Consider the following 25,409-nt stretch of genomic DNA (forward strand, 5'->3'; position numbering starts at 1 on the left):
TCGCCCGTTTCGCCCGTCCAATACTTTTCCCGTCCATTTTCATACCTTACGGGTATGGAGAGGCCGGAAAGCCCGCATTTCTATGGATTTGGCATCACACCATGCAAACTGCGTATTGAAGATACAGGTCGATTTTCTCGCGCCAAACACGGTGTGCGTCACGTTTCGATGCATGCAGAGCATGGTGTGATCGCATCGCGATACACGGCAAGCCGCTGACGGATCCGAAGCTATAGCTCACCGCGCGCGGCCAGCGCGGCGATCCGGTCGGCGGTGCGGCACGCGATCGCCTGGATCGTCAGCGACGGATTCACGCCGCCCACGGTGGGAAACACCGAGCCGTCGCACACCCACAGGTTGCGGATGTCCCAGCTGCGGCAGTCCGCATCGACCACGCTCGTCGCCGGATCGTCGCCCATGCGCGCGGTGCCGTTCAGATGGCAGGTGTCGTTGGTCTCGCGCCAGATCTCCTTGCCGCCAGCGGCCGCGAGCGCCTGTTCCATGAAGTCGAGCGAATGCGCGATGAGCCGCTTGTCGTTGTCGCACCATGAATAGGTGACGCGCGCGATCGGCAGCCCGTACTGGTCCTTCTCGTCGGCAAGCGTCACACGGTTGCGCTCCTGCGGCAGCATCTCGCCGACGATCTTCAGCCCCGCCTGGTGGTTGTACTTGAGCATCTCCGCGCCGAGCGCGTCGCCCCACAAGCCGCGACCGTTCTGCGACGCGACCCACGCGTTGGGCAACGGTCCCTGGCTCATGTACGCATAGCCGCCGAAGAAATCCTTGCCCTTGTCCTCATAGTTCCAGTGCTCGGTGATCGACAGCGACGGCGGCCCCTTGTACCAGCGGATGTCGTCATCGAAGGTGCCGTAGACGGCCTGGTTCGACTGCGCCATCAGATGTTTGCCGACGAGTCCCGAGCTGTTCGCGAGTCCGTCCGGAAAGCGGCTGTTGGCCGACATCAGCAACAGGCGCGGCGTCTCGATCGCGTAGCCCGCCACCACGACGTTTTTCGCGCGCTGGAATTGCCACCGCCCCTCGCGCAGATATTCGACGCCGCTGGCGAGCCCCGCGTCGTTGGTGACGACGCGGCCCACCATCGCGAGATCGCGCACTTCGGCGCCGGCGCGCACCGCGCGGGGAATCCACGTGACGAGCGCGCTTTGCTTCGCGTTGGTCGCGCAGCCGGACACGCAGAAGCCGCGGTACACGCACGGATGCGCGCGGCCGCGCGGCGCCGAGATGGTCGCGAGCGGCGTCGGGCTCCAGCCGATGCCGAGCGCCTCGGCGCCGCGCGCGAGCACCAGCGCCGCCGCGTTCAGTTCATGCGCGCGATACGGATAGCGCGGCCGCTTCGGCCCCCACGGATAGTTCACCGGTCCGGAGATTTTCAGTGCGTCCTCGACCTCGCCGTAGTAGCGCCACATCTCGCGCCAGTCGAGCGGCCAGTCGACGCCATAGCCGAGCACGCTGCGCGACTTGAACCACTCGGGCCGAAAGCGCAGCGACACCATCGCGAAATGGACCGTGCTGCCGCCCACCGCCTTGCCGCTGTTGTTGTTGCCGAGCTTGAGCGGATTGTCGCCGTCGCAGATGCGCTCGTCGGTCCAGTACAGTTTTTCCTGATGCGCTTCGTCCGACGCGAACTCTTCGAGCGGACGCCACCACGCGCCGGCATCGAACGCGACGACCTTGAAGCCTTTCTCCGCGAGCCGGCACGCAAGCGTGCCACCACCGGCGCCCGTACCGACGATCGCGAAATCGACCTCTTCGCTGTCGGCGTACGTGCGCATCGGCACCCAGCCGCCGCGCTGGAACACATCGGGTGCGCGGCCGTCCTTGCCGCGCGGCCGCTGTTGTGCGTCATCGGACACGGCGGTTCTCCTTCGCGGCGTGCTCATGGGTGTCGGACCTCGCTTCGACCGCCTCCCACGGATCGCGCCGGTTGAGGTACATGCGCACATAGCCGCGCGGGTTCGCCGGACCGCCGAAGCCGATCTCGCTCCACGCGTGCGGGTGCGAGTAGTAGAGGCCGCAGATGTCGTGCAGCACGCGCTCGCTGAAGAACAGCTTCGACGGCATGCCGCGCCACGCGGGGTTCGTCAGTTCGCCGCGCTGCATCTCGCCAAGCAGCGCGTTCTGCGTGTCTTGCGCGAGGCTCGCGAACGGCAGGCCGCCGCGCTCGCGGCACTCGGCGTCGAGCGCGGCGAGGCCGATGCGCCAGGCGTCGCGCATCGGCGGCAAGCGGGCGTCGCGGTAGCCGTCGTTGCTGTGGCCGGCGAGGCGCGCGTCGAGCAGCGCGGCGAGCGGCACAACCGGTTGCGCGTTCGCTTGCGGCACGACGCGGGCGCACAGCGACGTCACCGCGAGCCATTCGACCGCGTTGAAAAAGCGCGGCTCGAGCGGTGTCGCGAGGCGATCGGCGATCACCGCGCGGGTATGCTCGTCCCACGACGGCGTCGTGCGTTTGTCGAGCACGTCATAGTCGGGATAGCGGGTGGCTCGGGTCGAGCGTGGTCCGTTGGTCATTTTTCAGTCTCCCGTAGACGCAGCGCTGCGAGCCCGGCGAGCGCCAGCGCGGAAAAGCTCGGCGGCGCGGGCAGCGGCGGCCCGTCGAACAGATTCTGGCTCCAGTTGCGCCAGCCGCCCTGGCGACGCGCGATCCCGCGCGCGTGAAACGCCGCGCCGATGAAGCCGAGCGCGGTCGTGATGCGCAACCACAGGCGCGTGTGCCAGCGCTCGCGCGGCGCGCTCATCGCGGCATGCGCGAGCAGCGCCGCGGTGACAGGCGGAATACTGACCGGCGCGTACATCGCGCGATGCTGGAATGCGCCCCGAAAATGCAGCAGCGCAGCCTCCCCCACCGTGCCGACGAGACCCGCGGCGACCAACAGGCCGAGCGCCTGGCCGGCCGGCATGCCGAGCAGTCGGGGATCGTCGGCGGGCTCGTCACGCAGCCGTTCGGCAATGGCGCCGAGCGCGCCCGACAGCAGCAGCGCGACCGGCGCGCCGACCGGCGCCGCGTGAAACAGGTTGTTCCAGCTCCAGCCGCCCGGCCGCTTCATCACGTTGTACAAATGGAAGCCCGTGCCGGCGATGCCCGTCGCCGCCGCGCTCAGATAGATCGCATGGCGAGCGCGATGCGTCTGGCCGCGGCGATCCGCGCCGCCATGCAGGCCCGCGGCGAGCGACAGACTCGCGCTGACGAGCGGCGCGAACATCGCGGGGTTGTCGAACGAGCCGCGGTAGTGCTCCATCGCGCTGTCGGTGAGCACCGAGAGCGCGAGCAGCGCGGAGCTGTGGTTGAAGGTGCGAGCCGCTTCGACGTGGGCCTCGACTTCGGTGCTGGGTTCGCTCGCCCGCAAGCGCGCCGGCGCACGCTGAAGGCTTCGGGCCGCGCGGGCCGGGGACGTCGCAGAGGCGCGAGGCAAGCGGCCGCGCGAGCCGGTCCCACGTGGTTCGCCACGCGACTCGGGCTGTCCCGCGCCACGCGCGGCCAATGCTGCCACGGCCGCCAGCGCTGCCGCCGTGTAAAACAATCCGGGTACGCGTGAAGAAGTCATCGATGTCGATTCCTCGTGGGGAGCTGCTCTATTTGATGAGGTAGCGAGCGGCGTCGCTGTGCCTGAATTCGAGCCCGCAGCCGGGCCGCGACAGGTCCGGCTCCATCTCGCCATTGCGCAAACGGGGCGCGCCGTCGAACAGCATGGCCTCGATCCGCGCGTGGTCGTGGAACCATTCCTGGTGGCGCAAGCGCGGCGCCGCGCACGCGACGTGCAGATGCAGCGCCGGCGCGCAGTGCGCAGACAGCGGCACGTGGTACGCGTCGCACAGCGCGGCGGCCTGCAGAAAGCCGGTGATGCCGCCGCAGCGGCTCGCGTCGGCCTGCAGCACGTCGACACAGGCCCCCGCGAGCAGGTGCCGGAAGTTATCGAGCGTGTAGCCGTATTCGCCGGCGGCGATCTCCATGCCGGGGGGCGCGTGCTCGCGCACGTCGCGCAGGCCCGCTTCGTCGTCCGAAGAGACGGGCTCCTCGAACCAGCTCACATGGTGCTCCGCGAAGCGTTGCGCGTAATACAGCGCCTGCTTCGCCGTGAAGGCGCCGTTCGCGTCGACGAACAGGCCGGCGTCGCCGATCGCCGAGTGCGCCGCGGCGACGCGCGCCGGGTCCTTGTCCGGCTCGCTGCCGATTTTCATCTTCACCCACCGGCAGCCGTCCTGCGCGACCCAGCCCGTGAACTGCTCCTGCAAGCGCTGGTTCGTGTACGTGGTGAAACCGCCGCTTCCGTAGACCGGCACGGCCGAACGCAGCGCACCGAGCAGCCCGACGAGCGGCACGCCGAGCAGCTTCGCCTTCAGGTCCCATAGCGCGCAGTCGATTGCCGAAATGGCCGTGGCGGCCAGTCCCGCGCGGCCGAGATTGCGCACCTGGCGTTGCAATCGTTGCCAATGCGCGCCGACGTCCAATACGTCGTGATTCAGCACGCAGGCGGCGAGCGCTCCCTGAATCAGCGCGACGATGCAGGCGTCGCTATACGTGTAGCCGACGCCGGTCGCGCCGCCCGCATCTGCCTCGACGACGATCAGCGTGGTCGCGTCCCACGCGAACGTGCCGTCGGCCTCGGGCGCGTCGGTCGGAATGCGGTACGCGCTCGCGCGCAGTGCGGTCACAGGCGCTTGCGACGAGCCCCCGCTCGTGGCGCCGCGCTTCATGGCCGCAACCCTAAATCGCGAGAATGATGCGTATCAGTGATGCAACAGCCGACGGTCCCCGACATTGCGCTCTCCGGTGGAAGTGAGACGAGACCGCCTGCTTCGTCGCAAGTACCGTTCCGCACTATTGCAATCCGTAAAGCAGGCCGCGCTGGAGCACAGCCCGCGTTGTCGCCAGCGCCAGCGGCCCCCTCGCGCACCGTTCCAACGAGCATATCAAGCACGCCAGGCTCGTCACCAGTCGGCCAAACGGCCGATGTCGTTTGGCGGAGGCGACTTGGACCCGCACGTGGCGTAAAATACGCGCTTTCCCGAAAAACTCGCCAACATGATGCTCGCCTCCACCCAAGAGATCATCGCCGAACTGAAGGCCGGCCGGATGGTGATCCTCGTCGACGAAGAAGACCGCGAAAACGAGGGCGACCTCGTCATCGCCGCCGAGTTCGTCACGCCGGAAGCGATCAATTTCATGGCTCGCTACGGCCGCGGCCTGATCTGCCTGACGCTGACCCAGGAGCGCTGCAAGCAGCTGAACCTGCCGCTGATGACGTACCGCAACGGCACCCAGTACGGCACCGCGTTCACGGTCAGCATCGAAGCGGCCGAAGGCGTGACGACCGGCATCTCGGCAGCCGACCGTGCCCGCACCATCGCCGCCGCGGTCGCGCCGGACGCCAAGGCCGAGCACATCGTGCAACCGGGCCACATTTTCCCGATCATGGCCCAGCCGGGCGGCGTGCTGGTGCGCGCCGGCCATACCGAGGCGGGCTGCGACTTCACGAGGCTCGCGGGCCTCACGCCGGCCGCGGTGATCTGCGAAGTCATCAAGGACGACGGCACGATGGCGCGTCTGCCGGACCTGATCGAGTTCGGCAACGAGCACGGTCTGAAGATCGGCACGATCGCCGACCTGATTCACTATCGCAGCCGCACCGAATCGATCGTCGAGCGTATCTGCGAACGGACGATGCAAACCGCGCACGGCGCGTTTCGCGCGGTCATGTATCTCGACCAGCCGAGCGGCCAACCGCACATCGCGCTGGTGCGCGGCACGCCGGCGCCCGATCGCGACACGCCGGTGCGCGTGCACGAGCCGCTGTCGGTGCTCGACCTGCTCGAAGTCGGCGAGTCGACCCATTCGTGGACGCTGGATGCGGCCATGAAAGAGATCGCCGAACGCGATCTCGGCGTGGTCGTGTTGCTCAACTGCGGCGACTCGAAAGACCATCTGGTCGACGTCTTCAAGGCGTTCGACTCAACGGAAAAAGCCAACGCGCTGAAGCGCCGGCCGGTCGACTTCAAAACCTACGGCATCGGCGCGCAGATTCTGCGCGAACTCGGCGTCGGCAGGATGCAAGTGCTGTCGAACCCACGCAAGCTCGGCAGCATGTCGGGTTATGGTCTGGAAGTCACGGGCTTCATTCCGATGCCCGGCAGCAAAACGCAAGCCCCGCAATTCTGATCCGGTCACTCACGCGCCTCGCGCCCACTCAAAACACTACGGAATTCACATGGAAATCGGACAATACCAACCGAATCTCGACGGCGACGGACTGCGCATCGGCATCGTCCAGGCGCGCTTTAACGAACCCGTCTGCAACGGGCTCGCCGACTCCTGCATCGAAGAACTCGAACGCCTCGGCGTAACCGGCCAGGACGTGCTGCTCGTCACCGTGCCGGGCGCGCTGGAAATCCCCCTCGCGCTGCAAAAGCTCGCGGAAAGCGCGCAATTCGACGCGCTGATCGCGCTCGGCGCGGTGATCCGCGGCGAGACCTACCATTTCGAACTGGTGTCGAACGAAAGTGGCGCCGGCATCACGCGCATCGGGCTCGACTTCGGTATTCCAGTCGCGAATGCCGTGCTGACCACCGAGAACGACGAGCAGGCCGTCGCGCGCATGACCGAGAAGGGTCGCGACGCCGCACGCGTGGCTGTCGAAATGGCGAACCTCGCGGTCGCGCTCGAACAGCTCGGCGGCGATGACGACGATGAACAGGACGAAGACGACGAGGAAGAGGCATGAAGAGCGCACGCCGACGCTCCCGCGAACTGGCCACGCAGGGGCTTTACCAGTGGCTGCTGTCGGGCTCGCCCGGCGGTGAGATCGACGCGCAACTGCGCGGCGCGCAAGGTTACGACAAGGCTGACCACGAGCATCTGGAAGCGATCCTGCAAGGCGTGATGCGCGATTCCGAAGCGCTGTCCGCCGTCATCGGCCCGTGCCTCGACCGTCCGATCGATCAGCTCTCGCCGGTTGAACGCGCAGTGCTGCTGGTCGCCGCGTACGAGCTGAAGAATCACGTCGATATTCCGTATCGGGTGGTCATCAACGAGGCGGTCGAACTGACCAAGACGTTCGGCGGCTCGGACGGCTACAAGTACGTGAACGGCGTGCTCGACAAGCTGTCGGCGCAACTGCGCGCCACCGAAACGCAGGCGGCTCGCAAGAGCTGAGCGCGGTGTGCGGGGTATCCGATCCGCCTCTCGTGCACCGCGCTGCACGGGGCGAAGAACCGAATCGCCCGCAAGGACGCGCTGCGCACATCGATGAGCGCATCATTCGATGGATGGGCGCCGTCCTGTTTCTGAACTGGATCTGACCGTATGAACTCCGCGACCGAACCTCTCGTGCGGCTTGCCGCGCGCGTCGATGCCATCCAGCCTTTCTACGTGATGGAACTGGCCAAGGAGGCCGCGCTACTCGAACGCGCGGGGCGCGACATCATTCACATGGGTATCGGCGAGCCGGATTTCACTGCGCCCGAGCCGGTCATCGAGGCGGCCGCCAGCGCGCTGCGCCGCGGCGTCACGCAATACACGAGCGCGCTCGGCGTGCATGCGCTGCGCGACGCGATTTCCGCGCACTACGCCGAGTTCTACGGTATCGACGTCGATCCGGCGCGCATCGTGGTCACGGCGGGCGCGTCGGCCGCGCTGCTGCTCGCGTGCGCGGCGCTCGTCGATCGCGACGACGAAGTGCTGATGCCCGACCCCTGCTATCCGTGCAACCGCCATTTCGTGATCGCCGCCGAAGGCAAACCGGTGATGGTGCCGAGCGGCCCGGCCGAGCGCTTCCAGCTGACCGCCGTCGATGTCGAACGCCTGTGGGGCGAGCGCACCCGCGGCGTGCTGCTCGCGTCGCCGTCGAATCCGACCGGCACGTCGATCGAGCCGGCCGAGCTCGAGCGCATCGTCAAGGCCGTACGCGCGCGCGGCGGCTTTACGATCGTCGACGAAATCTACCAGGGGCTGAGCTACGACACGAAGCCGGTGTCGGCGCTGTCGTTCGGCGACGATGTGGTCACCGTCAACAGCTTCTCGAAATACTTCAACATGACCGGCTGGCGCCTCGGCTGGCTTGTCGTGCCGCCCGCGATGGTCGGCGCGTTCGAAAAGCTCGCGCAGAACCTGTTCATCTGCGCGTCGGCGCTCGCGCAGCATGCGGCGCTCGCCTGCTTCGAGCCGGAGACGATCGCGATCTACGAAGCGCGACGCCTCGAATTCAAGCGCCGCCGCGACTTCATCGCGCCGGCGCTCGAATCGCTCGGCTTTGCGGTGCCGGTGATGCCCGACGGCGCGTTCTACGTCTATGCGGATTGCGGCGGCGTCGCGCATCCGGCGGCCGGCGACAGCGCCGCGCTCACGAAGGCGATGCTGCACGATGCCGGCGTGGTGCTGGTGCCGGGCATGGACTTCGGCACGCACGCGCCGAAGCAGTACATCCGGCTGTCGTATGCGACCGCGTATCCGAAGCTCGAAGAAGCTGTCGAGCGACTGGCGAAGCTGTTCGGCCGGCATTGACGCACTGAGTCGGCAGTAGTCGACCTGCCAGACGCAAAAAAGGACACCCTCGGGTGTCCTTCTTTTTTCACGCGGCCCGCAAGCGCCTGACCTAAGCCCCCAGCTCCGACGCCGATGCCACATGGCGCGTCGTCGAATTGGCGCTCGCATCGTCCTGATCGGTCGGCTGCGTGTGCGCCGCCGACGTCGCCGAGCTCAACGCGTGACCGCCCTGCAGTGTCACCTGCACGCGCTTGCCGTTTCCGCCGCTCGTCGCGGCAGCCGGCGCCGGCGTAGCCGACGCGGTCAGCACCGGAGCCTGCGGCGCATTGATCGGCACCTTTCGGCCATGCGCGACGTCGCGCAGACGACCGCGCTCGGCCATCACCTTCGCGCCATAGCCACCGTCGTCCTGTGTACTGGAGCCGACGTAAAGGCGCAGGCCGCCCGGCAGGGAACCGCCGCGCGCGATGCAATCCTTGAGCACGAGCGCGCCGACCTTGATGTTCGCGAGCGGTTCGAGCGCCGCGCTCTGGCCGCCGAAATACTGGAACTTGTCCGAATGCACCTTCGACATCACCTGCATCAGGCCCTGCGCGCCGACGCCGCTCTCGGCGTACGGATTGAAGCCCGATTCGATCGCCATCACGGACAGCAGCAGCAGCGGATCGAGACCCACTTCGCGGCCGGTGTCGAACGCAGCCTTCACGAGTTCGCCGACGGGCTCCTGCGCGACGCGATAACGCCGCGCGAGGTACGACGCTACCAGGGCCTGCTCGCGGCTCGATACGAGCACGCGGTCATCGCGCGCATCGGCGGACACGCGCTGCTGCGGAATCAGACGCGCGAGCGCGCTGACGCCCTGCATCGTGCGCGGGTCGAGGCCGTTGAGCGCCGCGGCGCTCGCGCTCGACGAACTGTAGCCCTCGAACGCGCCGTCGAAGCTGGTAGTGGCCGCGGTGAGGGTCATGCCGCCGTCGTTCGCGCCATCGATGGCGCTCGGCGCGTTCGGCGTGGTGGGCGAATTGGCCGACAGGGATTCGTCGGAGGACGTGCCGGCGTTTCGGGCCGGTCCGATGGCCGGCAGCGGATTGCCTTGCAGCAGGCGGGCGGGACCCGCCTGCACGGCGGCCGAAATGACCGGCATCAGACGCGCGGCGAGCGCGCCGCGCCAGGTCGGCATCAGCCACAGTGCGAGAGCCAGCACCACGGCGATACCGCCGACAATGCTGAACAGGTGATGACTCAGTCGCGTCCCGCGGCGCAACGCACCGCGCACGACCTGCGCAATACGCTCATCGGGACGCCACGATAACCAGGCGTTCATTCAGATCTCCCATCTTGCATGATCCGCGAACTCCGCCGGACAAGTCAGGCGGTACAGCGCGCTCGCAGAGTCAAGACATCGCACGCCCTCTGGTTGGGCAGCAGCGACGTCGGGAAAACGGCAACAAATACCGTTTGGGGAGCCATCTCAAAAACAGCCCTTACATACTCGATGTATGCCGGGCTCGGCTCCCACGCGAAAAACCAGCGTTGGTGGACGCTGGTGAGGGACTTCAATCGTGCCGTTCTACTCTGCAGGGGAGTGAAACGGTGACGCGTTGCGTCTAAGGACCGGGGGCGACGGTAAAAAGGTTAACGCCCTGCAACCAATGTGGACGGATTCTATGCACGGTTTTATAGATCGTCAACACTATAGAATGCAACATCTATAACTATTTGTAATTATGAACAGTGTTCAGTCGCCCGAAAAGCGCGCGCGGTGCGCGTTTTGACCGATCCCACCCTGGCCGTCTGCGATCGACCATTTGGTCGTTCTGCGTGCGGTAGCCAACGCAGGTAAAATCGACAATCGTTTTGCTGCGCCAGACAGGGACCGCCGCGGTCCCGCCTGGGCTTCCGCTCCTATGCGCCGTGCATGCGGCCTTGAACCGTCACAGATGAAATACAAAGACTTGCGCGACTTCATCGGCCGCCTCGACACGATCGGTGAACTGCGCCGAATCTCGCAAGGGGTATCGCCGAATCTCGAAATGACCGAACTGTGCGACCGTGTGCTGCGCGCGGGCGGCCCGGCCCTGCTGTTCGAGAACACCGAGCGGCATGCGTTCCCTGTGCTCGCCAATCTGTTTGGTACACCGCGCCGCGTCGCGCTCGGCATGGGCATCGATGCGCAAGAGAACGCAGGCGACCAGGCGGCGCTCGAATCGCTGCGCGACGTGGGCCGGCTGCTCTCCGCACTGAAGGAACCCGAGCCGCCGAAGGGGTTCAAGGACGCGGGCAAGCTGTTGTCGCTCGCGAAGGCGGTGTGGGACATGGCGCCGAAGACAGTCAGCGCGCCGCCTTGCCACGAAATCGTCTGGGAAGGCAACGATGTCGATCTCGCCAAACTGCCCATTCAGACCTGCTGGCCCGGCGATGCCGGACCGCTGATCACTTGGGGACTGACGGTCACGAAAGGCCCGAATAAGAGCCGACAGAACTTAGGTATCTACCGCCAGCAACTGATCGGGCGTAACAAACTGATCATGCGTTGGCTCGCGCATCGCGGCGGCGCGCTCGATTTCCGCGAGTTCGCACTGAAAAATCCCGGCAAGCCCTATCCGGTAGCCGTCGTGCTCGGCGCGGACCCGGCGACGATCCTCGGCGCGGTCACGCCGGTGCCCGACACGCTGTCCGAATACCAGTTCGCCGGCCTGCTGCGCGGCGCGCGCACCGAACTCGCGAAGTGCATCACGCCGGGCGTCGACGGTCTGCAGGTGCCCGCGCGCGCCGAGATCGTGCTCGAAGGCTTCATCTATCCGCAGCAAGGCGCGCCCTCGCCCGCTGCGGCCGGCGCGCCGCCGCGTCCGTCGAAAGGTGCGTCCGCCATGTACGAGCACGCGCTCGAAGGCCCGTACGGTGATCACACCGGCTACTACAACGAACAGGAGTGGTTCCCGGTCTTCACGGTCGAGCGCATCACGATGCGCCGCGACGCGGTGTATCACTCCACCTACACCGGCAAACCGCCCGACGAGCCCGCCGTGCTCGGCGTCGCGCTGAACGAAGTATTCGTGCCGCTGCTGCAGAAGCAGTTCACCGAGATCACGGACTTCTATCTGCCGCCCGAAGGCTGCAGCTACCGCATGGCAATCGTGCAGATGAAGAAGAGCTACCCCGGCCACGCGAAACGCGTGATGTTCGGCGTATGGAGCTTCCTGCGGCAGTTCATGTATACGAAGTTCATCGTCGTGGTGGATGACGACGTCAATATCCGCGACTGGAAGGAAGTGATCTGGGCGATCACCACCCGAGTGGACCCGACGCGCGACACGGTGCTCGTCGACCGCACGCCGATCGACTATCTCGATTTCGCGTCGCCGGTGGCTGGGCTCGGTTCGAAGATGGGGCTCGACGCGACCAACAAATGGCCGGGCGAAACCGACCGCGAATGGGGCCGCCCGATCGTGATGGACGACGCGGTCAAACAGCGTGTCGACAGCTTGTGGAACGAGTTGGGCCTCGGCCCGTAACGCTCGCCGGACAAGACAAAACAACCAACGGAACGCTTGCGCGGATGCATGCTTTTTCAATGATGTCGGACGGATTTTTTCTGTCCTTGTCGCTGTGCCTCGATATCGGTCTCGTCAATGTCGCGATCATTTCGCTGACGCTGTCGCACGGCTTCCGGCCAGGCTTCTGGCTCGGTCTTGGCTCGTGCGTCGGCGACCTCATTTACGCCACGCTTGCGCTCGCGGGCATGGCCGCGCTGCTGCAGTTCGAGTCGGTGCGCTGGGTCGTGTGGATCGGCGGCGCGGCGATCCTGCTGTTCCTCACCTGGAAGATGGCGCGTGAAGCGATCTTCCCGGCCACGGCGCCCGCGGTCGCCGGCGAAGGCGCCGCGGCTGCGCCGCATCAGTCGGCATGGCGCGGGTTTCTGCGCGGCGTGCTGCTCGCGGTGTCGTCGCCGTCGGCGATCCTGTGGTTCGCGGCCGTCGGCGGCGCGCTGATCGCGAAGGCTGGCGCAACGAGCCCGGCGACCGCGCTGATCTTTCTCGGCGGTTTCTTTCTCGGCGGCCTGTGCTGGACGCTCTTTATCTGCGGGCTCGGCAGCCACGGACGCAAGCGCGCGGGCGCCGGTCTGCTGCGCGCGTGTCACGTTCTGTCGGCACTGCTGTTCGCGTATTTCTCGTACAGCGTGATCGTCAACGGGTATCACGACCTGACCGTGCAAAGCACCGCGCAAGTGGCAAGCTGAAGCAGTTCACCGACAAAACGGCTTGCATCGGCGAGCTCATGCGAGGTACTGCGCGAGCTTCGGCAAATCAACGTTGCCGCCGCTCACCACCACGCCGACGCGCTTGCCCTTCACCGGCACGATGCCGTTCAGTACCGCTGCCGCCGCGAGGCAACCGGTCGGTTCCACGACGATCTTCATGCGCTGCGCGAAAAAGCGCATCGTGTCGATCAGCTGGGCGTCGCTGACCGTTTCGATTCGCGCGACCAGCCGACGGATGACGTCGAACGTGTAGTCGCCGAGATGCGTCGACGCGGCGCCGTCGGCGATCGTACGCGGCGTGTCGATATGCACGATCTCGCCGCGCGCGAGCGATTGCTGGCCGTCGTTGCCCGCTTCCGGTTCGATGCCGATCACCGTGCAAGCCGGGCTCAGCGCGGCTGCCGACAACGCGCTGCCGCTGATCAACCCACCGCCGCCGAGGCACACGAACAGCATGTCGAGGGGGCCGGTTTCGTCGATCAGCTCTTTGACCGCGGTGCCTTGCCCGGCGATCACGTGCGGATGATCGTACGGTGGAATCAGCGTCATGCCGCGCTCGTCGGCCAGCCGCCGGCCGATTTCCTCGCGATTTTCCTTGTAGCGGTCGTAGGTGATCACCTCGCCGCCGTAGCCTTTCGTCGCGGCGACCTTGGCCTCGGGCGCGTCGTGCGGCATCACGATCGTCGCGTGAATGCCGGCGAGACGCGCCGACAGCGCGATCGCCTGCGCGTGATTGCCCGACGAATACGTCAGCACGCCGGCCTTGCGCTGTTCGGCGTCGAAGTGCGAAATCGCGTTGTACGCGCCACGGAACTTGAACGCGCCCATGCGCTGAAAATTTTCGCACTTGAAGAAAACCGACGCGCCAGTGCGCTCGTCGAACGTGCTCGACGTCAGAACGGGGGTGCGGTGCGCGACGCCTTCGAGGCGTGCGGCCGCGTCGAGGACGTCATCGAAAGTGGGAGCGGGAAGCGCTGGCATCGGCGAGACTCTCCTGGAGCGGTGGCGAAACAGCCATTCTCCCAGCTTCTCCGCTGCTTTGGAACGCGGCTTGCGCGAAGCGCCACCAGCGTCAGGCGCAACGCAAAACCGGCAGCGCCAAAGAAAAACGGCGTAACCCGGCGTATCAGCCGGCATTACACCGTCGAGGTTCCCGCGCGCTTCAGGCGCGCCCGCGCTTAGCGGCGATAGTAGGGGTGGCCGTAGTAGCCGCGATAGCCGTGGTAGTAGCCACGATAATACGGATGGCCATACCTGTAGTAGCCTCCGACCACGACCGGAACCGGCGCATACACCGGCGCGGGCGGCGCATAGTAGACCGGCGCGGGCGGGGGCGCGTAGTAGACAGGCGGCGGCGCCGCATAGACCGGATAAGCCGGCGCGATTGGCACCCCAAGGCCGATACCGACGGAAACACCTGCCTCTGCAGACCCGGCAAGTCCCAAGCCGAGTGCGGCTGCAACGACAAACGGAACGATCTTGTTCACTTTTATTCTCCTAGCGCGGCCTGCCAAGGTCGCCGACTGCGCATGCCTCGCATGCTGTGCAATCAATGTATCCAAAAAGCCCCAACTGAACTGTGCGCATTTGTTGCAAATTGCAAGGAGTGAGCCGCAGCGTTTTGCCGAGCGCCGCGCGAGCGCACCTACGCGCCGCCGCGAGGACAGCCAAATGTGCCGCGAATCAAAGGTTTGCGCGCGACTGACGGGGCGTGCGTCACAGGTATGATCAAACGCGCGGGTTCGAGTTCGCGCATCGGTAATCTTTAATTACAAATTCGCTTCAAAGCGGGCAGCCGGAAGGAATTCCCAATAAAAATGCCCGGCTCGATTGCTCGAGCCGGGCATTTCCTCGCCTGCAAAGACCGCGCGATTAGCCGACCTTCACGTACACGAATTCGCGGGACACGTTCGGCGGCACGTAAGCGCCGCTGATCCGCACGCGCGGCGTCAGGCGCTTTCTCTGATCCCACCAGCGACGGCGCTGCGCGTGCGTCAGGAACCGCAAGTGCTTTCGGTAAGAAAAAATACTCATCTCGACCTCCCGAATTTCTGACTGCGAACGAAGTACGGAAAACAAACTGCTAACCGGCTCATCGACCACTGTTTCCTGCCACGCACGATTGTGAACAGTTTTGACGCGCGCGGAAGTCGCGCCATCCGATGATCGACCGCTCGCGCCATATCGCCCGCGATCTCATCCGACGACAGCTGTCGGACCGCGCACGCGGCCGGGTCGCGCCTGCTTCGCCGAATGCGCGATACTGCTGCTTTCCCGTTCACACGATCCGTCCGGAGCAGGTGACCATGTCCCAGTCTTCCTTGCCGCGCGTCGGCTTCATCGGCGCGGGGCGGCTCGCGCGCTGTCTCGCTCTCGCGTTTGCGCGCGCCGGCTATCCGGTCACCGCGGTGGCGAGCCGCTCGGCCGATTCCGCGCGCCGGCTCGCCGCCCAGATCGCACACTGCGCGGCCTGCGACGATCCGCAACAGGTCGTCGACGCGGCCGATATCGCTTTTTTAGCCGTTCCTGACGACGACATCGGTACGACAGCGCACACACTCGGCTTCGGAGGCGATGCGGCAGGCCAGCCCGGCAAAGCGCTCGTGCACTGCAGCGGCGCATCGCCGGTGGAGCTGCTTGCGCCGGCGCGCGATCAGGGCGCCGCGATCGGCGGCTTTCATCCACTGTATCTATTTAGCGGCGAGCTTGCCGATCTAGAGCGCATCGCCGGGTGTTCGGTGACGATCGAAGCCGACGGCGAGCTAAAAGAGACGCTCACCGCGCTCGCGCTGGCGCTGCGCTGCCGTCCGCTGTCCATCGCGCCGGGCGGCCGCATGCTGTATCACGCCGCCGCGCACTATGCGGCGAGCTTCGCGCTATGCAGCCTCGCCGAATGCGTCGCGTTGTGGCGCACGCTCGGCTTCGCCGAAGACGACGCGTTGCGCGCGCTGCTGCCGATGCTCGCCGGCACGATCGAAACCGCGCGCGACAAGGGCCTGCCCAACGCGCTCGCGGGTCCCGTATCGCGCGGCGATACCGGTGTCGTGGAGAAGCAGCTCTCGCTGCTCGAAGGATTCGGCGGCGACCATGCCGCGCTGTATGGTCTGCTCACGCGCCGCGCGGTCAACCTCGCCCGACGCCGCGCCACCCCGCCCGCGACGATCGAAGCGATCTCCGAAGCGGTGGAACAATCGCTGGGCCGCTCGCTGAATCAGGCCGCGGCAGGTGCAAGCGTGAAGTAAGCCGTGATAATGTGACGTCCGGCGCACCGGGCCAACCCCACGCGACCACGCGAGCAGCCCGCGCCGCTTCGGGATCAACAGACGAGAACGCACAATGATCAAGGTCAGCATCCTCTACCCGTACCGGGAAAATGGCCGCTTCGACATGGACTATTACTGCGCGACCCACATGCCTCTTGCGGCAAAGCTGTTCGGGCCGGCGCTGAAAGGTTGGTCGGTCGACGCGGGCCTGAACGCCGGGCCGCCCGGCACGCCGCCGCCTTATGTGGCCGCGGGTCACTTCCTGTTCGATAGCGCGGACGACTTCTATAAAGTGTTCAAGCCCGCGTCCGAGCAACTCTTAGCGGATATTCCGAACTACACCGACGGCGGTAACGGCATGATCCTGATCAGCGAGGTCCGGATTTCCGTGTGATGCCGGACAGACAGCCATCAGGAGGCGGCGCGCAATGGCGTCGAACTTCCGCCTGGCTAACCGGGTAAGTCCAGTCAACCGCTGGCGCGCGCCGATTACGCGACGCCGGCAGCCCGCGGCCGGTCGACGGCCGTCATCAGAAGCATAAGGACACGAGATGTTTGGCGATATCGCCCGTTTTCTGCTCAATACCGTTTTCACGCTGTTCGGCGCCGCGCTGCTGCTGCGTGCGTGGCTGCAGGTCGTGCGCCTGCCGCCGTACAACCCGGTCTCGAACGCCGTGCTGCAGGCGACCAACTGGATCGTGCTGCCGCTGCGGCGCGTGCTGCCGAGCACGCGCAACATCGACTGGGCGAGCGTGGTCGCGACACTGATCGCCGCGATCATCTACGTCGTCCTGATGATCGTGCTGACCGGTGCCGATCCGCTGACGCTCGTGCCGACGCTGCTGATCGTCGCGGTGCTGACGGCGATCAAATGGGCGCTCAATCTGATCATCTGGATGACGATCCTGATGGCGCTGCTGTCATGGCTGAACCCGCGTTCGCCGGCGATGCCGATTCTCTATCAGCTAACCGCGCCGTTTCTGAATCCGCTGCGCCGCGTGCTGCCGAAATTCGGCGGCATCGATCTGTCGCCGATCCTGCTGTTCGTGATCGTGCAGGTGCTGCAGATGGTCGTCACGCGTGCGGCGGTTCAGCTGACTTATTTTGTGATCTGAGTTGATGTCGCAGGTGAAGGGGATGCTTCGGCCGCCTCAGGCGATCAATCGCCAATCGGCCGCGCCATCCGAATATGCGGCTCGGCACGACTGATCGTGCCGCTCGCAAGCCCTGAATCAGAACGTACTCCAGTCATTATCCGCAGCCGCAGTTTCCGCCACGCGCTCGCGCGCGGGCGCGGCCATCGCTGGCCGCGGCAACGCGCGCTTGTCGACGTGTGAGCGCGCGGGCGCTCGAGTCGGCGCGGGTTTCGGTACGGCCGCCGCAAAAACGCGGCTCTCCCCCGTGCGGAACACCGACACCGTCTGCTTCATGTTGCGCGCCTGCGCTTCGAGCGATTGCGCAGCCGCCGCAGCCTGTTCGACGAGCGCCGCATTCTGCTGCGTGGTCTCGTCCATCTGCGTGACCGCCTGGCCGACCTGGTGGATGCTGCGGTTCTGCTCTTCGGATGCCGTCGCGATCTCGCCGACGATATCCGACACGCGATGGATCGCGTCCTTGATGTCCGTCATCGTCGCGCTGACTTCGGCCGCTTGCTGCGTACCGCCCTCGATGATCGCGGCCGATGTCGTGATCATCTCCTTGATCTCCTTGGCCGCGCTCGCCGAGCGCTGCGCGAGATTGCGCACCTCGCTCGCGACCACCGCGAAGCCGCGCCCCTGCTCGCCCGCGCGCGCCGCCTCGACCGCCGCGTTCAACGCAAGAATATTGGTCTGGAACGCGATGCCCTCGATCACGCCGGTGATTTCCGAGATCTTCGTCGAGCTGCCGCTGATCTCGCCGATGGTCCGCACCATCCCCTCGACCGCCGTGTTGCCCGTGTTGGCGACCTGCGCCGCCTGAGTTGCGAGCGCGCTCGCGTTGCGTGCGTTGTCGCTGTTGCGGCTGACGGTCTGCGTCAACTCCGACATGCTCGCGGCGGTCTGTTCGAGCGAAGCGGCCTGCCCTTCGGTGCGCGCGGACAGATCGATGTTGCCGCTCGCGATCTGCTGCGAAGCGATGCTGACCGACTCGGCGCTTTCGCGAATCGAGCCGATCGTCGTCGCGAGACGCTGCTGCATGTGCGCAACCGCGCGCAGGATGCTGCGCTCGTCGGTGCTGTCGGTGTGCAGACGCTGGCTCAGGTCGCCGCTCGCGATCTGCTCGACGATCTTTGCAACGTCGGCCGGTTCGCCGCCGATCTGCCGCACGACCGCACGCGTCACCAGCAGTCCGAGGCCGATCGCAATCGCGACACCGACGACCGCGCAGCTCGCGATCCACCACGTCACCGAGCGGACCATGTCGACGCCGTTCGCAACGCGCTGCCTGGCCAGTTCGTCGCGCACGTCGGACAGCTGGATCATCAGCGTGCGCAGCTTGACGTGCAGCGGATCGGTGGTCGATTTGAGCTCGGCGAGCGCGCCGGTCTGATCGCCTTGGTCGGCAAGCGCCATCACTTTCGCGACCGAACTCATATAGGCCGGATAGGCGGCGTCGAAGTCGCTTAGCAATTGCTTTTGCGCGTCGGTGGTCGCGTGCTTGCGCTCGTAGTCGAACGCCGACAGGATCGCCGCTTCACCGCCGTGATTCAGGCGCACCGTGTCGGCGCGGCCGGCCGGCTCCGGATTCAGAATGTACGAATAGAGACGGCGGAAGTGCGAGGCGGCCTGCCAGGCGGCGGTGCCGTCGTTGCGCACCGGCACGAATTCGCGGTCGTACATCTCGGTTTGCATCGTCGCGAATTCGCGCACCTTCAGTACACCGACCGTGCCGACGATGGCCGTCACGAACGCGCACAGCAACAACGAGCCGACAAGCTTCTGGCTCAGCTTCAGATTGGAAAGCCACTGCATTTTGGGAAAGTCTCTTGATCGGGAGGGGAGCGCCGGACTCGTGCTGGCTTCCGGTTGCGAAAGCGCACGGCATCGGATATCAGTCGGGTTATCGGCAGGCGCAGACGCTATCTGAAGGTCAGTGCCGTTCGAACCGTCGAAGCCGATAAAAGGCGGGTGCTGTTCCTGGGCATCGACTCTACCCCTGCCCAAACGACCCGAAAGCCTGTAAAATAGCGCGCTCTGCGGGCGTCGTATAATGGTAATACCCTAGCTTCCCAAGCTAGAGCCGTGGGTTCGATTCCCATCGCCCGCTCCACTTTCCGGCTGAGTGTTCAGCGGAATCCAGCAAGAGCCGCCTCCCTGAAGGCGGCTTTTTCGTAGTGGCAACGGCCCGGCACAGCGCGCGACGCGCAGCCCTCACGCTTGCAGCAGCATCGACGATGATCCACGATCCAAACGACTCCGGCCTCCCGGACGACGCCCCGACACCCACGAGCGCAGCCGCCGACCAGCCCACCGGCAACGACGCGAACAACGTCGACGGCACGCCTGGCACAACGCCGGCAGATACGCTATACCACCGCCGCATCCGCAGCTTCGTGACGCGCGCGGGTCGCGTGTCGACCGGCCAGCGCCGCGCGCTCGATGAGTTCGGTCCGCGCTTCGTCGTTCCCTACGCGCCGCAGCAGCCCGACTGGGCCGGCGTATTCGGCCGACAGGCGCCGCGCATACTCGAAATCGGCTTCGGCATGGGCGCGAGCACCGCGGAGATCGCCGCGCAACGTCCCGCCGACGACTTCCTCGGCGTCGAAGTCCACGAGCCCGGCGTCGGCGCGCTGCTGAAGCTGATCGGCGAGCAGTCGCTGACGAACATCCGCATCATCCAGCACGACGCGGTCGAGGTACTCGAGCAGATGATCGCGCCCGACAGCCTCGACGGCGTGCACATCTTCTTCCCCGACCCGTGGCACAAGGCGCGCCATCACAAGCGCCGGCTGATCCAGCCGAAGTTCGTCGCGCTGCTGGTGTCGCGTTTGAAGCCCGGTGCGTATCTGCATTGCGCGACCGACTGGCAGAACTACGCCGAACAGATGCTCGAAGTGCTGGGCGCCGATCCGCTGCTCGAGAACACGGCGCACGCCTACGCGCCGCGGCCCGACTACCGTCCGGTGACGAAGTTCGAGCGGCGCGGTCTGCGGCTCGGCCACGGCGTGTGGGACCTCGTGTTCCGCAAGCGCGGCGCGGCGTAACGCGGCGAGACGGCGAGCCAACGAAAAAAGGTCCGCGTAGACATACGCGGACCTTTTTTCATCGCACGGCCAACCTCAATCGGCCCAGCTCAACCCACCGCTATAACCGATCAGCAGGATCAGCAGACCGAAGCCGATCCGGTACCACGCGAACACCGTGAAGTCATGCGTCGCGACATAGCGCAGCAACCAGCGTATGCAGATGAACGCACTGACGAACGCCGCCGCAAAGCCGAGCGCGAAGCTGCCGAGCGCATCGGCGGTGAGCAGATGCCAGTCCTTGTATAGCTCGTAGGCGGTCGCGCCGAAGATGATCGGAATCGCGAGGAAGAATGAAAACTCGGTCGCGGCGCGGCGTTCGATGCCGAACAGCATGCCGCCGATGATCGTCGAGCCCGAGCGAGAGGTCCCCGGAATCAACGCGAAGCACTGCGCAAGGCCGACCTTCAGTGCATCGAGCGGGCTCAGATCGTCGATGCTGCGCACCCGCACCGCCGTGTCGCCGCGCGCACGTTGACGCGCCTCCGCCCACAAAATCACGACCCCGCCCGCGACCAGCGCGAACGCGACCGGCACCGGCGAGAACAGGGCCTCCTTGATCGATTTCTCGAACAACAGGCCGAGCACGACCGCCGGAATCGTCGCGATGATCACATTCAGCGCGAAGCGGCGCGCATCAGGTCGACTCGGCAGACCCACGATCACGTTGCCGATGCGGCGACGAAACTCCCAGCACACAGCGAGAATCGCGCCGAGCTGGATCACGACATCGAAGGTCTTTGCGTGTTCGTCGGAGAAGTCGAGCAGACTGCCGACGACGATCAGATGACCGGTGCTCGACACCGGCAAAAACTCCGTCAAGCCCTCGACCACGCCCAGAATCAGCGCCTTGCAAGCCAGTAGCCAGTCCATCCATGCCCCTTATCGCGGTAGGTTGTCGCAACGAAAAGGGCCGGCACGGTGATCGCTGGCATGCGCGGCCCTGGCGGCCGCGCGTGCGTGTCATTTTTCGACGATCTGCACGCGTATGCCGTTTGTAAGGATGGTGATTGTACCGGGTTGGTAGCTCACGCCGGCAAATTGCAGTTGCTCGGGTTTGAAGGTGTAGATCGGATAGTTGGTCAGCAATTGGGTCGCGAGCAGCGCCGCGGCCGCGTTGATCTGCTGCGTGTAGACCTGCGCCTGGCCGCTCACGCTGACGTTATCGACGCTTGGCGACCTGAGGATCACCGAGCGGCTCGCCGCGTCGTAGGCGAGTTCGCTCGACAGCGTGAACACGCCATCGACCGGCTCCTGCAGGAACGGGCTCGCGAAACGCGCGTCGAGTTTTACCTGCACCCGGTTCGCATCGGGCAGCATGCCCACCACCGGATTGCTCAGCGCGACGTCGAACACCTGCGAGACCGTGCGCTGGTACGGGAACTTGCGCTGCACGGCCTCCTGTACCTGCTGCTGCGAGAACGTGTAATGCGACGGCATGAACGGAAACGTCGGGCTTGCGCAAGCCGCGAGCGACAAGGTGATGCCAAGCACGCTGCTGCCGATCAGCGCTGCGCGCAAAAAGCCGCGCCGGGCCGGCGCTGCGAGTCGAGTCATGCGAAATCTCCTATGGAAGCGCTTGCGGACATCGGCTTGCGTTGGCGGGCGTGTGGATGGCGCGGCGCTGATCGCGTGCCGCGCGTCATGGATGGGATGCCGGTCGCGTTTGCGCCTCGAGTTGCGTGAGCCACGCGAGCGCTTCGCCGCGATTGGCACCGCACATCTCGAGTTGCGGCTGCAGACCGGAGCAGCATGCGGGACGCTCCGGCCGGCCGAAGATCGCGCAGCGCAAATCGTCGCCGAGTTGCACGCAGCGCACGCCCGCCGGCTTGCCATTGGGCATACCCGGAATCGGACTCGAAATCGACGGCGCGATACAGCACGCGCCGCAATCGGGACGGCACGCATGAGCGTCTACCCGTGCGGCGTTCAACCTTTGATCCACGTCGTGTTTCCTGAACTCAAGCCTTGGCAATGCGTTGCCAGACCCGCATTGTGCCACTGCGTGTGCGTGCGATCTTTTTTACACAATCGGGACGCACCGGCTCGCACTGGAACTCGAGGCTCGCAATGGGCCATGCATACGCGGCACGCCGCGCGGCCGCGCACCGCGAAGTGCGGATACCCGGTCGCATGCTCGTGCGCAATCTCGCGATGGTGTTTGACCGCTACCCCGGCGAGCAGACCCTCGAACGTTCTCGCGCAGCGTCCAAGCACCGTCCCCGCGCACGCGCTGCTGCGGCTGAAAGCAACCTTGCCCGTCGAGCGATTTTCGGCCATAATCTGCGTCTTCCTCGCGCGCTTAACTCCCAATGCGCGCACTGCAGTATCTGCCCAGGTGGTGAAATTGGTAGACGCAGGGGACTCAAAATCCCCCGCCGCAAGGCGTGCCGGTTCGATTCCGGCCCTGGGCACCAAACACTCTTCAACCGGTTTCAACGGTTCACCACGAAGCCCCGACAGCTAGCGCTGAGCGGCGCTTTTGTTTGCTATGGTCTCCTAGGGTTCACCAGCGATTACAGCCCCCACCAAGGGGGCGTTTCGGGGGTTGCCACGATTCAAGCACCCGACGGGTGAACAACGCCCCCGCAGCGGCGCGGCAGACGCCCGCGAAAAACTGGCAGCAAACATTGACCCGGAGGAAGCTCAGGACAACCTTTTGGACCGGTGTCGCCCAATGATGGAGGCATGGGCGAAGCATATCTGCACACCGGCCCAACTGCGGCAGCAAAAAGGCCACACGGATGTAGCCCATTCGGTTTCTGCCTCAAGGCAGCGGAAGCTTGCTGTCATCGAGCCGTCGCGGAGGATTGGCTCCCCAACGTGCTTTTATCTGTTCCGGAGTCTCCGGAGGCCATTTCACGCCCATCTTGATGATGCGGTCCCGAATCTCGATTAGCTTTTTGTAGGTCGGGGAATCAGGCGCGGGGGCGTTTCTGTTGATGTCATGCGAAAGCGCGAATGGGAACGATACTCCGTTGATTTCGTAAGTAGACGGGTTTGCGCCGTGATCGAGAAGGTAGTCGATCTGGTCGAGTGCGTTGTTCATCAATGCTTCAAATAGCACTGAATTACGCAACGAATCGCGCCGGTTCACATCTGCGCCACGCTCCACCAGCAGCTTGAGCGAACCAGATGTCGACTCTCTTGCAACAAAGAAAATGATGGGTCTGCGGCCCTCGATCATGGTGTTGGGGTCAACGCTACCGTCCAGCATCGCACGCAGGAATTCCGGGTGCGAGCTGTTGAGGATGACCCCGAGGGGGCTGCCATAATCCGGGACGGCCTGCACGGGATCGGCCCCGGCCCTCACCACCTCCGACGCAACCGCAAGCCGATGCGGGTCGCGCTGCAACGCCTCCTGAAACGCAAAAAACAGCATCGTCATGTTCTTGCGTCCGGGCGTGTTCAAGTCCGTCTTCGGTGCCAGTCGCCGGACCCGCTCCATGTCACCTCGCTCGATGGCCTGCGCCAGTTCGAGTTGCGGGCCGCTAAAAAAATCAGTGGCGGGAAATTTGTTCATTGCATGAACCACAGGGGATAGCGCCAGCAACAGCACCGGCACGATAAAGATTCGGCTGAGTGTTTTCATCGCTTTCAGCCACGTTATGACAGTGTTTCAAGTACGAAAATGTCCTCCGCCTTCTGCTGCTCGATGCCGTCTATTGCCTGCCTGATGAAGTGCCGCGACACGGGCGAGCCGCTGCCGGGCAGCGGATAGGCAGTACCGGCTGCACCGGGCAGCGGCGTCCACGTCTGTGCCACGGTCAGAATGTCGCCCTTCACATGGTACGCATTGATGTTCGATGGTGTGACCTGGCCGCCGTAGTGTTCGACCGTCTTCGGGTGCAGACCGGCGGCATTGAAGCTCCAGCAGTCCTTGCCGCTGGCCAAAGAAGCAGCAGAACACAGACCGCCGCCTAGCGAGTGTCCTGTTATGTCGATAGGTTCTGTTGAGAAAGCTAATTTTTTACCTGTATTGACAGCCCTCTCGTAATAGGGCGATTCCATATCCACGCTTTGGCTGAAGTTGTTCGACCAGTCGGCCAGGCTCGTCATTTCGGTTCCCCTGAAGGCGAGGGTGGGCTTCATATCGTCGCCGAAGACATGAGGATCGGGTTCGTATAGCTGCGCCCGGAAATTTGAACCTTCCATTGTCAGGTCAAGAGGGTCGAGTCGATATTGATTCAGAAATTCCGTATCCCCGCTGCGGTTCGCCCACCCTTCTGGCACCGGCCTTGACGGCTCGTAGACATGATCGGAGAGTCTGGCCTTCTCCACCGCGACATTGTTGCGTGCGAGCCGTTCAGCCGCTGCCCGCGCGCGTCCTGACATGGCCGTATTGCCCGCCGCAATCAGCGCCTTGCGCGTCTGCCACCGCTGCGCCTTGCTCAGTTCCTGTGGTATCTCGATGCGCGGCGGTGTCACCCTGGCTGCACGCGCAGCGTTCAGCCGGGCTTGCCAGGTGGCCGGATCGTACTGGACGGACAGCACAGGTTCGCCGTCCGAGCGATTACCGGACCTCGATGCGATATTCCGCAACGGCGTGCTGGTGTAGGGTGACGGAAACAGGCTATCGCGAGGACCTTTAATGGCAAGCAGGGCACCCCGGCGCACCTCTTCGAGAAGCGCAACGATGACCCACCAGCCATCGGTGTCAGGGTTGCGGTCCCGTACGCGATGAAAAAACAGCCAGTGACTGCCAATGAGATTCCTGACCAGTTTCCGGTCGTCCTGCCACGCCCTGTGATTCAGTTGGGCAATGTCAAGAAACTCCCGGGTCTCCACCCTGGCCCTCTGAAGGTCCGCGGCCTTGCCGAGGCACGCTTTATAGTGCCACTCGTCGCAGATGACATAACAGGCCCCCGGTGGCCGCTGGCAGGACAGCTCCACGGAGTGCATCTCAAATACGGACTGGGACATGGGTGTGTCGATGGTCTATCTGAAGTCGCTGCCGGGGTTGACAGCAGCCAGATAATTGCCGTGCGACAGGCAGTCCGTACATGGGCGACCGCCCAAAATCTCCTCGGCTTTCGGAAACCTGGGCAATGGTCGAGAGATCGGAGAATTGCTCCGCGACTTCTTCCAGACTCAACAGCCCCGCCAGCGCGTGCAGTTGATCGAAGCGGATAACAGCGGCGTCAGGCGTCGCGGCATCCCGTTGCG

At 65.0% G+C, this 25,409-nt stretch carries 24 protein-coding genes and 2 tRNA genes; 12 read left to right on the forward strand and 14 right to left on the reverse strand.

Features of this window, described 5'->3' with window-relative positions; translation table 11 throughout:
• Positions 1-230: 230 nt before the first annotated feature.
• The 4 genes from BJG93_RS12405 to BJG93_RS12420 are packed head-to-tail and all read right to left on the reverse strand — an operon-like array spanning position 231 to position 4,713.
• Positions 231-1,874, reverse strand: coding sequence for a GMC family oxidoreductase (locus BJG93_RS12405; RefSeq protein WP_027198567.1), 1,644 nt, complete (start codon positions 1,872-1,874; stop codon positions 231-233).
• Complete coding sequence (locus tag BJG93_RS12410; protein WP_027198568.1) at positions 1,864-2,529, reverse strand: gluconate 2-dehydrogenase subunit 3 family protein; 666 nt, start codon at positions 2,527-2,529, stop codon at positions 1,864-1,866. The genes BJG93_RS12405 and BJG93_RS12410 overlap by 11 nt, the downstream gene beginning before the upstream one ends.
• Positions 2,526-3,563 (reverse strand): membrane protein, encoded by a 1,038-nt coding sequence (locus BJG93_RS12415; RefSeq protein WP_027198569.1) that lies wholly within the window; start codon positions 3,561-3,563, stop codon positions 2,526-2,528. The genes BJG93_RS12410 and BJG93_RS12415 overlap by 4 nt, the downstream gene beginning before the upstream one ends.
• Positions 3,564-3,591: 28 nt before the next feature.
• Positions 3,592-4,713, reverse strand: coding sequence for an enolase C-terminal domain-like protein (locus BJG93_RS12420; RefSeq protein WP_027198570.1), 1,122 nt, complete (start codon positions 4,711-4,713; stop codon positions 3,592-3,594).
• 328 nt (positions 4,714-5,041) lie between these two features.
• Between BJG93_RS12420 and ribBA the strand changes: the two genes are divergently transcribed.
• The 4 genes from ribBA to BJG93_RS12440 all read left to right on the forward strand — a co-directional run bounded on the left by ribBA (position 5,042) and on the right by BJG93_RS12440 (position 8,515).
• The gene (gene ribBA / locus BJG93_RS12425) at positions 5,042-6,175 is read left to right on the forward strand and encodes a bifunctional 3,4-dihydroxy-2-butanone-4-phosphate synthase/GTP cyclohydrolase II (RefSeq protein WP_027198571.1); all 1,134 of its coding nucleotides are present in this window, start codon (positions 5,042-5,044) and stop codon (positions 6,173-6,175) included.
• Positions 6,176-6,224: 49 nt separating this feature from the next.
• Entirely contained in the window at positions 6,225-6,737 is a 513-nt protein-coding gene (ribH, locus tag BJG93_RS12430; protein WP_027198572.1) for a 6,7-dimethyl-8-ribityllumazine synthase, read from the forward strand.
• Positions 6,734-7,168 (forward strand): transcription antitermination factor NusB, encoded by a 435-nt coding sequence (nusB, locus tag BJG93_RS12435; protein ID WP_027198573.1) that lies wholly within the window; start codon positions 6,734-6,736, stop codon positions 7,166-7,168. The genes ribH and nusB overlap by 4 nt, the downstream gene beginning before the upstream one ends.
• Positions 7,169-7,318: 150 nt before the next feature.
• Positions 7,319-8,515: a pyridoxal phosphate-dependent aminotransferase gene (locus tag BJG93_RS12440; RefSeq protein ID WP_027198574.1), complete on the forward strand. Its 1,197-nt coding sequence runs from the start codon at positions 7,319-7,321 to the stop codon at positions 8,513-8,515.
• 91 nt (positions 8,516-8,606) lie between these two features.
• Here the strand turns inward: BJG93_RS12440 and BJG93_RS12445 are convergent, their stop codons facing one another.
• Positions 8,607-9,821 carry a transglycosylase SLT domain-containing protein gene (locus BJG93_RS12445; RefSeq protein ID WP_027198575.1) on the reverse strand — a complete coding sequence of 405 codons (1,215 nt, stop codon included), beginning with the start codon at positions 9,819-9,821 and terminating at the stop codon, positions 8,607-8,609.
• Positions 9,822-10,437: 616 nt separating this feature from the next.
• Here BJG93_RS12445 and BJG93_RS12450 point away from each other — a divergent pair.
• The gene (locus BJG93_RS12450) at positions 10,438-12,012 is read left to right on the forward strand and encodes a UbiD family decarboxylase (RefSeq protein WP_027198576.1); all 1,575 of its coding nucleotides are present in this window, start codon (positions 10,438-10,440) and stop codon (positions 12,010-12,012) included.
• 44 nt (positions 12,013-12,056) lie between these two features.
• Entirely contained in the window at positions 12,057-12,737 is a 681-nt protein-coding gene (locus tag BJG93_RS12455; protein WP_027198577.1) for a LysE family translocator, read from the forward strand.
• 36 nt (positions 12,738-12,773) lie between these two features.
• Here the strand turns inward: BJG93_RS12455 and BJG93_RS12460 are convergent, their stop codons facing one another.
• The 3 genes from BJG93_RS12460 to BJG93_RS12470 form a co-directional block, all read right to left on the reverse strand.
• Positions 12,774-13,739: a threo-3-hydroxy-L-aspartate ammonia-lyase gene (locus BJG93_RS12460; RefSeq protein ID WP_027198578.1), complete on the reverse strand. Its 966-nt coding sequence runs from the start codon at positions 13,737-13,739 to the stop codon at positions 12,774-12,776.
• A 197-nt stretch (positions 13,740-13,936) separates the two neighbouring features.
• On the reverse strand, positions 13,937-14,245 hold the full coding sequence (locus BJG93_RS12465) for a hypothetical protein (RefSeq protein WP_027198579.1): 309 nt from the start codon (positions 14,243-14,245) through the stop codon (positions 13,937-13,939).
• Positions 14,246-14,630: 385 nt separating this feature from the next.
• Entirely contained in the window at positions 14,631-14,792 is a 162-nt protein-coding gene (locus BJG93_RS12470) for a hypothetical protein (protein ID WP_167544139.1), read from the reverse strand.
• Positions 14,793-15,064: 272 nt separating this feature from the next.
• Here BJG93_RS12470 and BJG93_RS12475 point away from each other — a divergent pair, with 272 nt between their 5' ends.
• From BJG93_RS12475 to BJG93_RS12485, 3 genes are all read left to right on the forward strand, one after another.
• Complete coding sequence (locus BJG93_RS12475) at positions 15,065-16,000, forward strand: Rossmann-like and DUF2520 domain-containing protein (protein WP_027198580.1); 936 nt, start codon at positions 15,065-15,067, stop codon at positions 15,998-16,000.
• Between the two features lie 94 nt (positions 16,001-16,094).
• Positions 16,095-16,415: an EthD family reductase gene (locus BJG93_RS12480; protein WP_027198581.1), complete on the forward strand. Its 321-nt coding sequence runs from the start codon at positions 16,095-16,097 to the stop codon at positions 16,413-16,415.
• Positions 16,416-16,572: 157 nt separating this feature from the next.
• Positions 16,573-17,136 (forward strand): YggT family protein, encoded by a 564-nt coding sequence (locus BJG93_RS12485; RefSeq protein WP_027198582.1) that lies wholly within the window; start codon positions 16,573-16,575, stop codon positions 17,134-17,136.
• A 117-nt stretch (positions 17,137-17,253) separates the two neighbouring features.
• Here the strand turns inward: BJG93_RS12485 and BJG93_RS12490 are convergent, their stop codons facing one another.
• Positions 17,254-18,972 (reverse strand): methyl-accepting chemotaxis protein, encoded by a 1,719-nt coding sequence (locus tag BJG93_RS12490; RefSeq protein ID WP_027198583.1) that lies wholly within the window; start codon positions 18,970-18,972, stop codon positions 17,254-17,256.
• Positions 18,973-19,196: 224 nt separating this feature from the next.
• Between BJG93_RS12490 and BJG93_RS12495 the strand changes: the two genes are divergently transcribed.
• Both BJG93_RS12495 and trmB read left to right on the forward strand, forming a co-directional pair.
• Positions 19,197-19,270 (forward strand) — tRNA-Gly (locus tag BJG93_RS12495).
• A 124-nt stretch (positions 19,271-19,394) separates the two neighbouring features.
• Positions 19,395-20,204: a tRNA (guanosine(46)-N7)-methyltransferase TrmB gene (gene trmB / locus BJG93_RS12500; protein ID WP_027198584.1), complete on the forward strand. Its 810-nt coding sequence runs from the start codon at positions 19,395-19,397 to the stop codon at positions 20,202-20,204.
• 75 nt (positions 20,205-20,279) lie between these two features.
• On the opposite strand, the gene BJG93_RS12505 is transcribed toward trmB, so the two are convergent.
• The 3 genes from BJG93_RS12505 to BJG93_RS12515 form a co-directional block, all read right to left on the reverse strand.
• The gene (locus tag BJG93_RS12505) at positions 20,280-21,116 is read right to left on the reverse strand and encodes an undecaprenyl-diphosphate phosphatase (protein WP_027198585.1); all 837 of its coding nucleotides are present in this window, start codon (positions 21,114-21,116) and stop codon (positions 20,280-20,282) included.
• A 90-nt stretch (positions 21,117-21,206) separates the two neighbouring features.
• Positions 21,207-21,800, reverse strand: a complete 594-nt coding sequence (locus BJG93_RS12510; protein ID WP_027198586.1) for a DUF1439 domain-containing protein — start codon at positions 21,798-21,800, stop codon at positions 21,207-21,209.
• An 85-nt stretch (positions 21,801-21,885) separates the two neighbouring features.
• Complete coding sequence (locus BJG93_RS12515) at positions 21,886-22,188, reverse strand: YkgJ family cysteine cluster protein (RefSeq protein ID WP_051374432.1); 303 nt, start codon at positions 22,186-22,188, stop codon at positions 21,886-21,888.
• 387 nt (positions 22,189-22,575) lie between these two features.
• Here BJG93_RS12515 and BJG93_RS12520 point away from each other — a divergent pair.
• A tRNA-Leu gene (locus BJG93_RS12520) sits at positions 22,576-22,660 on the forward strand.
• 350 nt (positions 22,661-23,010) lie between these two features.
• On the opposite strand, the gene BJG93_RS12525 is transcribed toward BJG93_RS12520, so the two are convergent.
• Both BJG93_RS12525 and BJG93_RS12530 read right to left on the reverse strand, forming a co-directional pair.
• Positions 23,011-23,835 (reverse strand): ankyrin repeat domain-containing protein, encoded by an 825-nt coding sequence (locus BJG93_RS12525; RefSeq protein ID WP_027198588.1) that lies wholly within the window; start codon positions 23,833-23,835, stop codon positions 23,011-23,013.
• Between the two features lie 14 nt (positions 23,836-23,849).
• Positions 23,850-25,166: an Mbeg1-like protein gene (locus tag BJG93_RS12530; protein WP_027198589.1), complete on the reverse strand. Its 1,317-nt coding sequence runs from the start codon at positions 25,164-25,166 to the stop codon at positions 23,850-23,852.
• Between the last annotated feature and the right edge of the window lie 243 nt (positions 25,167-25,409).

This window comes from Paraburkholderia sprentiae WSM5005, assembly GCF_001865575.2.
In the GTDB taxonomy this organism is placed as follows: domain Bacteria; phylum Pseudomonadota; class Gammaproteobacteria; order Burkholderiales; family Burkholderiaceae; genus Paraburkholderia; species Paraburkholderia sprentiae.